Source organism: Cupriavidus sp. 2SB (assembly GCF_005503625.1).
Lineage (GTDB): Bacteria > Pseudomonadota > Gammaproteobacteria > Burkholderiales > Burkholderiaceae > Cupriavidus.
In genome coordinates this window covers 1-13,655 of sequence record NZ_SCMX01000123.1, presented here as the reverse complement: position 1 = coordinate 13,655, position 13,655 = coordinate 1, and the positions used below count along the sequence as shown (strand labels likewise).

Sequence of the window (13,655 nt, the reverse complement as noted above, 5' to 3'; positions counted from 1 at the left end):
GTTGGGGGAGAGGGCGGGAGGGGGTCTGCTTGCCGGCCATGTCGCAATTTGCACGGCTGGCCCTCTCCCCCGCCCCTCTCCCGCATGCGGGAGAGGGGAGAAAACAATCGGAAGAGTGAGGCCGAGGCCCCTACTCCGGCTCCTTCGGCGTCGCCGCAATGATGTCCTCCAACTGCGCGCTCATCGGGATGCCGAGCCGTTCGCCAGTTGGCAACCTGTTCAGGAACCACTGCTTGTAGAGCCGTTCCAGTTCGCCGGAGGTGATCAGGTCGCGCACGGCCTTGTCGACGATGCTGGCAAACTGCGGGTCGGCGCGGCGCAGCATGATGCCGTAGGGGTCGTAGGAAAGAAAATCGCGCGTGACCACGAACTGCTTGCCGGCGTCGGCGCGGGCGAGAAAGCCGTAGAGCAGCACGTCGTCGCCCGCGTACGCATCGGCGCCGCCGTGGCGCAGCACTTCGAAGGCATCGGCGTGATCCCTTGCGCGGATCAGCTTTGTGCCGAGGTTGAAGCGCTGCGACAATTGCTCGATGGCATCCGCATTGGTCGTGCCGGCCGTCGCCACCACGGTCTTCCCTTTGAGATCGCGGAAAGTCTTGATGGACGAATTACGCGGCACCATCAGCTTGGTGCCCGCCACGAAAATGACGGGCGAGAATCCGACGGTCCGCATCCGCTCGGCGTTGCGCGTGGTGGAGCCGCATTCGAGGTCTACCTTGCCGGACGTGATGGCATCGAAGCGGTTCTCCGATGTCACCGGCACCCACTGCACCGTCAGGTCCCGGCTGATCTCGGCGGACGCCGCCGTGACGATGGCCTGGCAGATATCGATCGAATAGCCAATCGGCCGCTTCGCCTGATTCAGATAGGAGAACGGCAGCGAAGACTCTCGGTAGCCAATCACCAGCACGCCGGTATCGCGCGCCTTCTTCAGCGTGCCGGCCAGCACCACGGGTTCGGGTGCCGTGGTCTGCGCCGTCACACAAGGCGCGAAGATGCCGAGCCACGCGGCCAGCGCGGCAGCCAGGACGTAGTGCATGGCGTCAGGCTCCGGCCGATTCGGGCTTGGTGCCGGGGATGTCCTTCTCGGTCTCTGGCACCGGCCCCGTGGTCAACTGCCCTTCCCACTTGGCCACCACGGCAGCGGCAATCGAGTTGCCGACGGCATTGGTCGCGGAGCGTCCCATGTCGAGGAACTGGTCCACGCCCATGATCAGCAGCAGTCCGGCCTCGGGAATGCCGAACTGGTTCAGCGTGGCCGCAATCACCACCAGCGACGCGCGCGGCACCCCCGCCATCCCTTTCGACGTGAGCATCAGCAACAGCAGCATGGTGATCTGCGTCGCCATCGGCAGGTGGATGTCGTACGCCTGCGCGATGAACAGCACGGCGAACGTGCAATACATCATCGACCCGTCGAGATTGAACGAGTAGCCCAGCGGCAGCACGAAGCTGGAAATCTTGCGACTCACGCCGAAGCGATCGAGCGAGTCGAGCATCTTGGGATACGCCGCTTCCGAGCTCGCCGTCGAGAACGACAGCAGGAACGGTTCGCGGATCAGTCGGATCAGGTCGAAGATGCGCCGCCCGAGGAACACGAACCCGGCCAGCGCCAGCAGCCCCCACAGCACGAACAGCGCCAGATAGAAGCTGCCCATGAACTTGGCGAAGGTAATCAGGATGCCCAGCCCCTGCGTGGTCACAGTGGACGCTATCGCCGCGAACACGGCCAGCGGCGCCATCCACATGACTGCGCCAGTGATCTTCAGCATGATCTGCGCGAGATCCTCGATCACACCGGCCATGCGATGTCCGCGCTCGCCCAGCGTGGAGAGCGCCGTACCGAAGAAGATCGAGAACACCACGATCTGCAGGATCTCGTTGTTGGCCATGGCCTCGGCCACGGATTTCGGCACCAGGTGCGAGATGAAATCCTTGAGCGTGAACGCGTTGGTTTTCAGGTTCGTGGCAGCGCCCACGTCAGGCAACGGCAGGCCGATATTGACGCCCGGCTGCAGCAGCGTGGCCATGATCAGCCCCAGCGTCAGCGACACCAGCGATGCGGTGATGAACCATCCCAGCGCCTTGATGCCCACGCGCCCTACCGTGCTGGCATCGCCCATGTGTGCAATGCCCATGACGAGCGTGGAGAACACCAGTGGTGCGATGATCATCTTGATCAGCCGCAGGAACACGTCGGTGATGATCGAGATATAACCGGCGATGTCCTTCGCCACCTTGGGGTCAGGGAACGCGGTATTGCACGCGTAGCCGACCCCTGCGCCGAGAACCATCGCTATCAGGATCCAGGTCGTGATACTTGACTTGCTCATGGCATCTCCAAGGAGTCGACCGATGGCCGCGGTGCCGGGGCCCGTGGATAACCATAGGTCGCAGAAGCGCCTGAACGCAAATCTTCACGCACACCGCCGCGCACCTGAGCACGCGGAAAATGCACGGGATGCCACCTGCTGAAGCCCTATACCATCGATTCGTCACATCGCAGCGGCCTACCGCTTCTGCCATACCCTCAGCCCGAACAGCGGCAGCACGCCATAGACGTGATCGAACAGGTCCGACTGCGTCTGTTCATACGATTCCCAACGCGTGTCGTTGACGAACAGGAAGACTTCGAGCGGCAGTCCCTGACTGGTCGATTGCACGTGGCGCACCACGAGCGGCAGGTCCTGACGGATGGCGGGATGCTGGCGGAAGTAGCCCAGCATGTAGCGGCGCAGCAGGCCCAGGTTGGTGAGCCGCGCCTCGTCTGCCTGCATGGCGAGCGGCACCTTCATCTCTGCATTGACAGCCAGTTGCGCCAGCAGGTCGTCATCGCAAAACCGCACACTGTCTGCATCCACAGGAATGCTGTGCCGCACGCGCCGCGCGCCGGACTCCAGCATGCCGCGCCAGTTTTTCACGCCGCTGGTCAGCAGCACATAGCTTGGCAGCGTGATGATGGTGTTGTCGAAGTTCTGCACCTTGATGGTGTTCAGTGCGATGTCGGTCACCACGCCATCGGCCACATAGCCGGGCACCTCGATCCAGTCACCGATGCGCAGCATGTCGTAGGCGGCCAACTGGATGCTGGCGACGAAGCCCAGCAATGAATCGCGAAACACGATGATCAGCAGCGCCGTCATCGCGCTGACGCCGGTCAGGAAGTACGTGGGCGAGCGGTCTAGCAGCAGCGACACGATTGCGATGAAAGCGACGAGGTACAGCACGATCGTCGAGACCTGCAGGAAGCTCTTGATCGGCCGCGTGGCGGCATGCGGAAAATGGTTGTAGCGGTCTTCGATGCTGGCGAGGAACGCAAACCCCGCGCGCAGCCCTGCCACCACCATGAAGCTCGCGGCCAGCACCGCAACCGGCGTGCCCAGCATGGAGATCACGGGAAACGTCACGCCCTTGAGCAACGGCGCCGACAGGTAGACGATCAGCGCGGGCACGATCGGCGCCAGTCGATGGAACACGCGTCGATGCGCGGCGGCCCGCAGCCATTTGCGATGTTCGCCACGCGCCAGGCGATGCACCGCCCACAGCATGATCCAGCGCGTCAGGTAGTAGCAGAACACGCTCGCCAACACGATGGCGATCAGCAGCCCCGCCACGATCACGATGGCTACCGGCAGGCTGTCGGTATGTGCGTAGATGTGATGCGCACCGTCCGGCCCGGTCTCGATGCGGAACATGTCTCCCAGCATGGCACCTCGCGTCTGCCGGGGCTATGGGTCAACGTCGATGTCGGCAGATCGGCCACCTTGACGCATCGCGCGCGCGGGATCGGTGCGGTGGCATACATGCCGATACAAAAGCCGCCCTGCGCCACACATGACAGATTCGCCACGCCGCGATCATCGCCTCACCCCAGAGGACACCCCCGATCAGGCTCCATGCGCGAATATCGCCATCCGCCGCTCGATGAAATCGAGCACCTCCAGCACCGCCGCAGGCAATGGCCTGCCTGCCTTCACGAGCAGTCTCGCCTGGGTGCCACGGAACAGCGGATGATCGATGGGCACGGTCGCCAGCGTCCCGGCGGCCACTTCGCGATAGGCGGCGAACTGGCCGATCAGCGTTACGGCATCGCTATTCGCCACGAACTGCTTGAGCGCCGCCAGCGAGTTGCTCACCAGCGTGGGATGGATCGACAGGTTCTCGGAAAATTCGAGCATCCGGGCCGCATGGCCAATGCCGTACGACTCGGGCATCAGGGCCAGCGGATACTCCAGTACCTCACGGATAGTGGCCGAACCGCCGCGCACCGCCAGCGGATGGCCCTGGCGCGACAGCATCACGATGGGCTGCGGCGAACTCGCGCGATACTCGATGCGCGGATGCAGCGGCGGGTTGTAGGCCAGCCCGATATGCGCGCGGCTCTCGGCCACCTCGTCCAGCACATCATCGACGGGCAGGATTTCCATGCGGATATCGACACGTGGATATTGGGCGCTGAACGGTGCGATGACCTCGTTGACCAGCGCATCGACATAGCCTTCGCTCAAGACGATTCGCACCATGCCCTGCTGCAATCCCTGCAGCGCATGCAGTTGATCTTCGAGCTTCTCCTGATGCGCGCGATATCCGCGCCAGAACTCCAGCAGATGTGCGGCGGCCTCGGTGGGCCGCACGCCGCGCGGCTGGCGCTCGAACAGCGTGATGCCGAGTTCTTCCTCCAGCAGCCGGATCTGCCGCGTGATCACCGACGGCGACGTGTTGAGGCTTTCCGCCGCGCCCCGGATCGTGCCGTGCGCCAGCACCTCGCGGAAATAGCGCAGCCGCTGCTGATTGATCTCTCGCATCCCTCTACCCTTTTATCTTTCTTAAGTCACATTTTCGCGAGCACGCGGGGCTGCGTTGCTCTGGCAAGAACGATCTGTGGACTTTGTTGCTGTTGGTGCAAGTCTAAGCCGCTGCCACTATCCAAGCCAATCCCCCAACCATCACAACGCTCTGGAGACTGGCAATGTTAGTGATGTCGAATACTGGCGCCCTCGACGGCACCTCTGCCCTGTACAACAAGATCAACCTGCGACTACTGCCCTTCCTGCTGGTCTGTTACCTGTTTGCCTATCTGGATCGCGTGAACATCGGCTTTGCCAAGCTGCAGATGCAATCGGACCTGGGCTTCTCCGATGCCGCATACGGGGTGGGCGCCGGCATCTTCTTCATCGGCTATGTGCTGTTCGAAATCCCGAGCAACCTGATGCTGCCGCGTGTTGGCGCGCGCAAGACATTCAGTCGCATCCTTGTCTTGTGGGGCATCACCTCGGCCTGCATGATGTTCGTGCGCGACGTGCCCACGTTCTACGCGATGCGCTTCCTGCTGGGCGTATTCGAAGCGGGCTTCGCGCCGGGCATGATCTATTACCTGTCGTGCTGGTACGGCCCGCAGCGCATGGCGCGTGCGATTGCCATCGTGTTCCTGGCGGGTCCGATTGGCGGCATCATCGGCGGCCCCGCATCGGCCTGGCTGATGACGTCGCTGGCCGGCCATGGCGGCCTGGCCGGCTGGCAGTGGATGTTCGTGGTCGAAGGACTGCCCTGCCTGCTGCTCGGCGTACTGGCGCTGAAGCTGGTGCCGGATCGTCCTGCCGACGCCAACTGGCTGACCACCGACGAAAAGCGCCTGCTGGAGCAGGAACTGGCCGTGCCCGCTGCACACAAGCATTCGTTCGGTGCCGTGGCGCGCGACCCCAAGGTCTATGTGCTGGCCACCGCCTACTTCTGCGTGATCGCCGCCATCTACGCGCTGAGCTTCTGGCTGCCGACGCTGATCAAGGCGCAAGGCGTGACCGATACCGTGCGGCTGGGCTGGTACACAGCCCTGCCCTATCTGGGTGGCGCCATCGGCATGGTCTACATGGGCCGCCGTTCAGATCGCAAGGGTGAGCGCCGTTTCCATGCTGCCATTCCCGCGATGGCCGGTGCCGCGCTGCTCGCCGGATCGACGCTGGCCGACGGGCACCTGTTCATCACACTGGCGCTGCTGACGCTGGGCACAACCGCTCTGTGGATGACCTACACGGTGTTCTGGGCCATGCCGCCCGAGTACATCAAGGGCCCGGCTGCGGCAGGCGGTATTGCGCTGATCAACACCATTGGCCTGTCAGGCGGGTTCTGGGGTCCGGCCATCATCGGCTGGGCCAAGACGGCCACTGGCAGCCTGCATCCCGGCGTATTGGTGATGGCGGCCATGCCGCTGGCCGCCGCGCTGATCATCCTCGCCAACAAACTTCCCAAGCGCCACTGAAGCGCGACCCCACTCCTGGAGAACATCATGTTGCTGCACCTTTCCACCTGGTCCGAAATCGAGCAATACCTGCAACGCACCCGGACCATCGTCATCCCGATCGGCTCCAATGAACAGCACGGCCCCACGGGCCTGCTCGGCACGGACTGGCTGTGCCCGGAGATCATCTCCCGCGCCGCGCAGGCACACGGCGACATCCTCGTGGCACCCACGTTCAACATCGGCATGGCGCAGCATCACCTCGGTTTCGCGGGCACGATCTCGCTGCGGCCCACCACGTTCATCGCGGCGATCATCGACTGGGTGCACTCGCTGACGCGCCACGGCTTCGAGAAAATCCTGTTCCTGAACGGGCACGGCGGCAATATCGCCTCGATCGAGGCCGCATTCTCGGAGATCTATGCCGAGTCGAGTTTCGCCGGGCGCCGCGCCGGCTTTGCATTGAAGCTCTGCAACTGGTGGGATCTGGAAGGGGTGAACGAACTGGCCCGCGAGATGTTCCCCACGGGACACGGTGCGCACGCCACGCCGTCTGAAATCGCGGTCACGCAGTTCGCATTTCCGGATGCGATCAAGCACGCGGACTACGCGCCGAAGATCGCGCCGTCGGGCCCGATCCGCGAGGCGCTGGAATTCCGGGGACGCTTCCCCGATGGCCGCATGGGTTCGGACCCGAACCAGGCCACACCGGAGAAGGGCCAGGCGCTGGTGGAACTGGCCGCGCGCAGCCTGGTGACCGAACTCGCGGCGTTCACCGACGAGTTCGTACCGGCCTGATCGGCTGGATTGCCTGGAGGGTCAGGCTTTCTCGCGGGTAATCGACAGCGCGCTGAACGATTGCGAGACCGGCATGACTTCCAGGAAATTGATGTTGACGCGCGAGGGCAGCGTCGCGGACCAGAACACGGTCTCGGCGATGTCCTCGGGCGTCAGCGCATCGGCGCCTTCGTAGATCTTCGCCACGCGCGACTGGTCGCCATCGAAACGCACCGCCGAAAACTCGGTGCCGCCCACCAGACCCGGCGCCACGTCCGTCACCCGGACGCGCGTGCCGGTCAGGTCGGCGCGCAGGTTCAGCGAGAACTGACGCACGAACGCTTTCGTCGCGCCATACGTGTTGCCGCCCGGGTAGGCGTATTCACCGGCCACCGAACCGATGTTGATCACGTGGCCGCGATTGCGCGCCACCATGCCCGGCAGCACTGCGCGCGTCATGTAGAGCAGGCCCTTGATATTGGTGTCGACCATCGCGTCCCACTTGTCGAGATCCGCGTTCTGCGCCGATTCCAGACCCCACGCCAGACCGGCGTTGTTCACCAGCAGGTCAACTTCTGCGAATTCGGCAGGCAACGCGGCTACGGCAGCGGCCACGGCATCACGGTCGCGCACATCGAGCACGAGCGGCAGCACCTTGTCGCGGCCCAGGGCATCGGCCAGCGCTTCGAGCCGGTCTTCACGCCGCCCCGCGGCAATCACGCGATGGCCGGCCTCGGCAAATCGACGGGCAATGGCAGCGCCAAATCCTGCGGTGGCGCCAGTGACGAATACGATCATGGTTGCTCTCCAGCATGTAAACGGGTTCGGGGGCGATGGTACACCGGGTTGCGGGAGATGGTGTTTTGCTCCCCTCTCCCGCGCAGTGGGAGAGGGGTTGGGGGAGAGGGCCGGAGGGTCTGCTTGCCGGCCACATCGCAATTTTCACCGCTGGCCCTCTCCCCCGCCCCTCTCCCGCCATGCGGGAGAGGGGGGAAAACCAGCGCGGGGAGTTAACGCATCACTCCGTCACCCACCCTCCACTCGTCGCCACCATCATCTGCTTCAGCTCCATCGTCCCGCTGCCCTTCACCACGCGCGCCAGCACCGGAAACGCCTGCTGCACCATCGTGTCCGCAGCCCATGGCGCCGCATCCAGCGTGTAGGTATATCGCACCGCAGTCGTGAGCCGCGATGCATTGTCGTGAACCGGCTTGTCCCAGCCGGTCACCTTCGCCAGCTTCACATGACCGTAACAAAGGTCCGGCGTATCCGCTTCAGCACCATGTGCCGCCGTCTTCGGATGCGCATTCACAAATCCGCGCCCTGTCTCCGTCAGGTCGTAGCGCAACGCCTTCACAGTCTCGCTCGATCCATCCTGATGGCGCAGCGTCATTTCCGCTGCCACATGCGACACCAGCCCAGCATGCTCCAGCGCGGGCATCTGGATGCCGTCACGCATCTGGGCGGCCACGGGCAAGTCGGGCACATCAACGGGCCACGTGTGCCGGCCGATGCAGAGATCGCCATGCTCGGCAAGCTGCTTTTCAAGCCCGGCGCGGAAGTTGGCTTCGTTCGCCGCGTCGGGATGGCCACACGCGGTCAGGGCGATGGCCGTACACAAGAGGATTCTCTTCATTTCGATTTCACGGCATGCGCGCCATGTTCGGCGGCGAATTCAGCGGCGGCATTCGCCACGGTGTTGGCGGGCTGCGCTGCGTTGGCCGGCGGCACAAAGCCATCGGTCAGCGTTTTCAGGAAGGCGATGAGGTCCTGCGTCTCCGCATCGGTCATCGGCGTCTTGCTGCCGGCGCGGCGCTGGTCCAGTGGCATCTGCTCATCGAGATTGGCGCGGTATTGCGCGGGCAGATCGTCGTACTTGTTCACGCGGCCCTTGCCATCGCGCAGATACCACTTCTCTGGCGCGGTATCGCGCGTGTTGTAGAAGCGGACCACATCCTCCAGCGCGTGGAACACGCCGTTATGCATGAACGCCTGACGCGTGGCCACGTTGCGCAGCACCGGCGTCTTGAACATGCCGCACGTTTCCTTCGCACCCTTGTCGCGGCCCGGTCGATGATCGGTGCGCAGCGGTCCGCACAGGCCCAGATCGAAATACTTCGGGTCTGCATTGGCCGGAATCTCGCGATTGCGCGGCACGCCGATGGCTGCGAACGAGTAATCGCTCGTCATGTCCTGGCTGCCATCGTTACCACCACCGATCAAGTGGCACGCCATGCAGTTGCCCTTGTTCGGATCGAGGAACACACGCAGGCCGCGCAGTTCCGCATCGGTCAATGCACCGCCCACCTTGTTGGTGCGATAGCGGTCGAACTTGCTGCTGTATGGATGAAAGCTGCGGTCCTCCACCTGGAACGCCTGCAGCGCCGCACCCACCAGTGAAAACGCGCGATCCGTGTCATCGAACACATTCGCGCCATATGCCTGGCGGAACGCATCGGCATGAGCGCCCTGCCGCACGGCATCCACCACAGCCGCCTTGCTGTCCGCTGCCATCTCGTTGGGAGCCAGCAGCGGAATGGCTGCCTGCTCGGCGATGGTGTTGGCGCGGCCATCCCATGTCAGTCCGCCACCGGGACCGGGCGCGCTGATCATGTCGGGATTCTCGAACGTATCGGAATACGCGTTCGTGTACTCCTTGTACATCAGCGTGGGCACGGCACGCGTGCCGGGCTGCTTGCCATCCTTGCCGCCCAGTTGCACGGAGAGGTTATTGGCCGGTGCATAGGCGTGATTGGGATCGTGGCAGGTGGCGCACGACATCTTGCCGGAGCCCGACAGCGACGGATCGAAGAACAGCTTCGCGCCGACCTGTGCGGCGGGTGTCAGTGCGGGCGAGGCGGGTGCCGATGGGGTGACAACCTGGGCCACCTGCACGACAGCAGGCTTGGGAAGCACGGCGGCATGGGCCGCAGCGTGCGGTGCATCGTCGGCAGGCTTGCAGCCTCCCAGCACGGCAATGCACGCGGCCGCCAGGAAACCGGCGGCTTGAATGGAAATACGCATGATGCTCGAGGATCGGTAACTACGCAGAAACAGCGGCACGGCGGGGACGAATCCACCGCCGTGCGTGCATCGGAACTAACGCGACCGCATCAGGACTTGATCGCCCAGATGCTGGTCTGCGTGGCATCCGGCCCTGCAGCCGTGTTGCCGCCGCTCAGCGAGCCGCTGCCGCTGACGCCCTTCGTCGCGCCGCCGGAGACGATGTCCCCGGACTTGACCACGTACTTGTGGTTCATCGGACGTACCGAGTCGAAGTGCGTGTTGGCGCTGCCCGAATACTCGGCCAGGTTGGCCAGGTTCTGCGCGATGTACTGCTCGGTGTACTTCGAGCGGTTCATGTACGACGTGGCCACACCGGGGTCTGCCAGCGCGAACATGTCCTGCATCGTGCGCACGAACGAGAAGTGGCTGTAGGCATCGGAGTCGATGACCTGCTTCGGCGCCTTGGGCTGGTTGGTCAGCAACGAGAAGATGGTGGGGCCATCGCCCTTGTTGCCGCCGTTGTAACGCGCCACGGCCGTGCTGATGCCTTCGCCAAGCGGCCAGCCGCTGGTGGCGCCACCGCCCACGTTCCAGCCGCAGCACGACGAGCTGCCGTAGAAGCTCGAACCTTCGTCAAACAGCATGACGATGGCCGAGCGGCGGTTTGTGTTCTTCCAGATGGGTGAAGCCTTGATGGTTTCCACAAGATACTTGGCGTAGGCATCGCCCCGCTTGATACCCGCTGCGGCGTTCGTGCAATCCGCCACCGCCGAACCCGTGCCGTGGATGTCATCGCACTGGTCGGGCACGATGTAGTTCAGCGCGCCGATGTCGCCGCTCTTCAGGTCATCCTCGAACTGGTGCGTGTTCCATGTTATGCCCTTGCTCCTGGCATAGGTGTCGATAGCCGCATCCCACTGGCCGCCACCCACTGTGCGGTTCAGGTTCTTGAAGAAGTCCGGGCGATTGCGCACTTCATCGAAGTTCACCGCCGGATGGTGCTTGGTCTTGTAGAGGCTGGAAATCATCGGCTCGGTCGCGCCAAGGCCCGACGTCACGTTGACTGCCGTGATGGCCGCATTGCCGGCGCCATCCTTGCGCGGGTCCTGGCCCGGGTCCATCGATTCGCTGTAGACGCGCGCGCCCATGCCGGCGTTGTACAGCGCCGTGAACATATTGCGGCGGCCCTTGAGGTTGTGGACCTTGGAGTCGGCGTTGCAGGCATTCACCGGCACATAGACATCGGTCGGCTGATTGGCGGTGTCGCCGGCCGGCAGGCAGTTCCACGCGTTGTCGTCGGCCACGCCCCAGTCGTCGGCACTGGCCAGCGAGATGTAGTTCGGCTCGCTCGGATTACCCGTGGAGAAATAGTTGGCCGCCTTGTTGCCTTCCTGGTTCAGGTACTTGTAGAAGTTCGGATAGGCAGGATCGTCGATGGTCTGGTTGCTGTGGTTCTCGAACACGACCACGAACAGGTGGTCATAGCGCGGGATACCCTCCGGATTGAACGCGGCGTCCTGCGCGGCCTGGATCGTCGTGACCGGGTCGGCGGCCACGTCGCTGGCATAGCCGCGATCGAGAATCTTCGATGCGAGCTGGAAGCGGCCTGCCAGCGTGTTGGCTTCCGTCAGCAATGCGGCGGAAGCGCGGGCGTCAGCCACATTGGCCGGCAGCGCGACCACATCGTCGGCCTTGACCGTGACATCGGCAGTGCCGCCCGTCAGGCTCAGACGGCCCGCGATAGCGGTCTTGGCATCGGCCACGCTCAGGTGCTCGGCTTCGACCAGACGCACGACTTCCGTCGACAACGGACTGATGACAACCCTCGCGCCGTTGGCGGCCTGCTCTGCCACGCTGCGCAACACCATCTTGCTGGCCATCCTGGCCGTGGCGCCGCTGGCGTCGGAATAGGTGGCGTCGGTATCCACCACGGCCACGAGGCTTGCCGCCGGCGTGGTCAGTGTGAAGCTGCCATCGGCAGCCGAACGCGTGGACGCCTCGCCGTTGTCGCACAGGCCATTGCCGTTGGTGTCTGCACAGACCGTGGCATTGGCGTAGACCGTCGGCACGATCTTCTGCTGCACGTCATCGCCCGTGGTGCTCTTTGCGTAGTCGACGCCCGTGGCCGACGATGCCGCAAAGCCAGTCGGGTTCTTGATCGCCGTGCCGCCAACCACACCGCTGACCGTAGCAGCGGGCGTGGTGCCGCTGGTGCCGGAAGACGGGGTGGAACTGCTACCGTCGCCGCCGCATGCGGCGAGCGTGGCGGCTGCCGCGAGCGCGGTCAGCAGCGGGACAAAGCTGGAGTTTTTTGGGTGCATGTTCTGGCTTCGCCTGGACAAGGGCGAGTTTTTTAGTGGGAGGTAGGACTGCAGCGATGGTGGGCATGGCTACAGCGGCCCCGATCCTAGAAGCCGAATGTGACGGTTTGATTGCGCCGCATGTATCAACGTTGACGCATCAAGTTACGGAATATTTCATGGCGGACGGCATTGGCAGACATCCTGGAAAAGCGCATATTTGCGGCCTTTCCAAGCCTTTTCGTGGCCCCGAACCTTTCAATTGCTGAAAGGTTTTTCCTCTCGCTCCGTCATCGATGTCAGCCCGCCAACTCGCCACCCTCCACTTCTCGAACGAACTCCGCGACTGGATCGTCAACGCGCTGCGCCGTGGCGGTTCCGCGGACGACATCGTGCGTGCACTGGCCGGGCAGCGCTTCGATGCAGGCGTGGCGCGCGAACTGGTGGATGCGTTTGGGCGGGTATTACGCGACGGATCGCCGATGCCGGAAGGCAGCCTCACCATCGAGCGCGAAGCCGCAGGCCCTGCACTGCCGAGATTGCCGCGCAGCGCGATACTGCACGGCGGCGACCGGGATATCCACGTCCTGACACGCACGGACAAGCCGACCATCGCCGTCCTTGAAAGCGTGCTGACCCACGACGAATGCGACGCGCTGATGGCCGCCGCGCGTCCGCGCCTCGAAGCCTCGACGATTGTCGATCCGCGTACGGGCGAGCAGGTGGTCAGCTCCGACCGCACCAGCCATGGCATGTTCTTCCGTCTGGCGGAAACACCGCTGCTGGCTACGCTCGATACGCGTATCTCGGCACTGATGAACATGCCAATGGAAAACGGCGAAGGGCTACAGGTATTGCAATACGCGCCGGGCGCGCAGAGTCGTCCGCACTTCGACTTCCTCTTGCCCGGCAACGCGGCCAACCAGGCATCGATCGCACGCAGCGGTCAGCGTGTCAGCACGATGGTGATCTACCTGAACGATGTGGAAGACGGCGGCGAAACGGTATTCCCCGAGATCGGCCTCTCGGTGGTGCCGCGCAAGGGCAATGCGGTGTATTTCGAGTATTGCGACAGCCAGGGGCAAATGGATGGCCGCACATTGCATGCGGCGGCCGAGGTGTTGCGCGGCGAGAAGTGGGTAGCGACGAAGTGGATGCGGGAACGGAGGTTTGTGGCGGCGGGGGAATGAACTACCTCTCGGTTTTCTCCCCTCTCCCGCGTGCGGGAGAGGGGTTGGGTGTAGTGGTCCAATAAACCTGGACACCTCAAAAGGTAGACTTCGAGTCAACTGGAGAGGTGAAAAATGGCACGCAAGGGCTTTACGGAAGAGTTCAAG

Annotated in this window: 11 protein-coding genes; 3 read left to right on the top strand and 8 right to left on the bottom strand. The window is 63.7% G+C overall.

Annotated elements, in window-relative coordinates:
* Window positions 1-130: 130 nt before the first annotated feature.
* The 4 genes from FFS21_RS30585 to FFS21_RS30570 form a co-directional block, all read right to left on the bottom strand.
* Complete coding sequence (locus FFS21_RS30585) at window positions 131-1,039, bottom strand: amino acid ABC transporter substrate-binding protein (RefSeq protein WP_137928420.1); 909 nt, start codon at window positions 1,037-1,039, stop codon at window positions 131-133.
* Between the two features lie 4 nt (window positions 1,040-1,043).
* Complete coding sequence (locus FFS21_RS30580; RefSeq protein WP_137928419.1) at window positions 1,044-2,333, bottom strand: dicarboxylate/amino acid:cation symporter; 1,290 nt, start codon at window positions 2,331-2,333, stop codon at window positions 1,044-1,046.
* 177 nt (window positions 2,334-2,510) lie between these two features.
* Window positions 2,511-3,707 (bottom strand): mechanosensitive ion channel family protein, encoded by a 1,197-nt coding sequence (locus FFS21_RS30575; RefSeq protein ID WP_137928418.1) that lies wholly within the window; start codon window positions 3,705-3,707, stop codon window positions 2,511-2,513.
* 180 nt (window positions 3,708-3,887) lie between these two features.
* A complete protein-coding gene (locus FFS21_RS30570; RefSeq protein WP_137928417.1) occupies window positions 3,888-4,805 on the bottom strand; it encodes a LysR family transcriptional regulator in 918 nt (305 codons plus the stop codon).
* 164 nt (window positions 4,806-4,969) lie between these two features.
* Here FFS21_RS30570 and FFS21_RS30565 point away from each other — a divergent pair, with 164 nt between their 5' ends.
* Both FFS21_RS30565 and FFS21_RS30560 read left to right on the top strand, forming a co-directional pair.
* Window positions 4,970-6,256 carry an MFS transporter gene (locus FFS21_RS30565; RefSeq protein WP_137928416.1) on the top strand — a complete coding sequence of 429 codons (1,287 nt, stop codon included), beginning with the start codon at window positions 4,970-4,972 and terminating at the stop codon, window positions 6,254-6,256.
* Window positions 6,257-6,283: 27 nt separating this feature from the next.
* Window positions 6,284-7,033, top strand: a complete 750-nt coding sequence (locus FFS21_RS30560) for a creatininase family protein (protein WP_137928415.1) — start codon at window positions 6,284-6,286, stop codon at window positions 7,031-7,033.
* A gap of 21 nt (window positions 7,034-7,054) precedes the next feature.
* Here the strand turns inward: FFS21_RS30560 and FFS21_RS30555 are convergent, their stop codons facing one another.
* From FFS21_RS30555 to FFS21_RS30540, 4 genes are all read right to left on the bottom strand, one after another.
* Window positions 7,055-7,810 (bottom strand): SDR family NAD(P)-dependent oxidoreductase, encoded by a 756-nt coding sequence (locus FFS21_RS30555; protein WP_137928414.1) that lies wholly within the window; start codon window positions 7,808-7,810, stop codon window positions 7,055-7,057.
* 220 nt (window positions 7,811-8,030) lie between these two features.
* Window positions 8,031-8,648, bottom strand: a complete 618-nt coding sequence (locus FFS21_RS30550; protein WP_137928413.1) for an SEN1982 family lipoprotein — start codon at window positions 8,646-8,648, stop codon at window positions 8,031-8,033.
* Window positions 8,645-10,036 (bottom strand): cytochrome-c peroxidase, encoded by a 1,392-nt coding sequence (locus tag FFS21_RS30545; protein WP_137928412.1) that lies wholly within the window; start codon window positions 10,034-10,036, stop codon window positions 8,645-8,647. Before FFS21_RS30545 ends, FFS21_RS30550 begins: the two co-directional genes overlap by 4 nt.
* Before the next feature lie 89 nt (window positions 10,037-10,125).
* The gene (locus FFS21_RS30540; RefSeq protein WP_137928411.1) at window positions 10,126-12,339 is read right to left on the bottom strand and encodes an alkaline phosphatase family protein; all 2,214 of its coding nucleotides are present in this window, start codon (window positions 12,337-12,339) and stop codon (window positions 10,126-10,128) included.
* 275 nt (window positions 12,340-12,614) lie between these two features.
* On the opposite strand from FFS21_RS30540, the gene FFS21_RS30535 reads away from it, so the two are divergent.
* On the top strand, window positions 12,615-13,508 hold the full coding sequence (locus tag FFS21_RS30535; protein WP_137928410.1) for a 2OG-Fe(II) oxygenase: 894 nt from the start codon (window positions 12,615-12,617) through the stop codon (window positions 13,506-13,508).
* Window positions 13,509-13,655 lie beyond the last annotated feature (147 nt).

What these genes read in the sequence shown, in the direction of transcription:
- FFS21_RS30565 (WP_137928416.1), top strand. Translation starts at nt 4,970, where the DNA reads ATGTTAGTGATGTCGAATACTGGCGCCCTCGACGGCACCTCTGCCCTG.
- FFS21_RS30555 (WP_137928414.1), bottom strand. Translation starts at nt 7,810, where the DNA reads ATGATCGTATTCGTCACTGGCGCCACCGCAGGATTTGGCGCTGCCATT.
- FFS21_RS30570 (WP_137928417.1), bottom strand. Translation starts at nt 4,805, where the DNA reads ATGCGAGAGATCAATCAGCAGCGGCTGCGCTATTTCCGCGAGGTGCTG.
- FFS21_RS30540 (WP_137928411.1), bottom strand. Translation starts at nt 12,339, where the DNA reads ATGCACCCAAAAAACTCCAGCTTTGTCCCGCTGCTGACCGCGCTCGCG.
- FFS21_RS30585 (WP_137928420.1), bottom strand. Translation starts at nt 1,039, where the DNA reads ATGCACTACGTCCTGGCTGCCGCGCTGGCCGCGTGGCTCGGCATCTTC.
- FFS21_RS30535 (WP_137928410.1), top strand. Translation starts at nt 12,615, where the DNA reads ATGTCAGCCCGCCAACTCGCCACCCTCCACTTCTCGAACGAACTCCGC.
- FFS21_RS30550 (WP_137928413.1), bottom strand. Translation starts at nt 8,648, where the DNA reads ATGAAGAGAATCCTCTTGTGTACGGCCATCGCCCTGACCGCGTGTGGC.
- FFS21_RS30575 (WP_137928418.1), bottom strand. Translation starts at nt 3,707, where the DNA reads ATGCTGGGAGACATGTTCCGCATCGAGACCGGGCCGGACGGTGCGCAT.
- FFS21_RS30545 (WP_137928412.1), bottom strand. Translation starts at nt 10,036, where the DNA reads ATGCGTATTTCCATTCAAGCCGCCGGTTTCCTGGCGGCCGCGTGCATT.
- FFS21_RS30580 (WP_137928419.1), bottom strand. Translation starts at nt 2,333, where the DNA reads ATGAGCAAGTCAAGTATCACGACCTGGATCCTGATAGCGATGGTTCTC.
- FFS21_RS30560 (WP_137928415.1), top strand. Translation starts at nt 6,284, where the DNA reads ATGTTGCTGCACCTTTCCACCTGGTCCGAAATCGAGCAATACCTGCAA.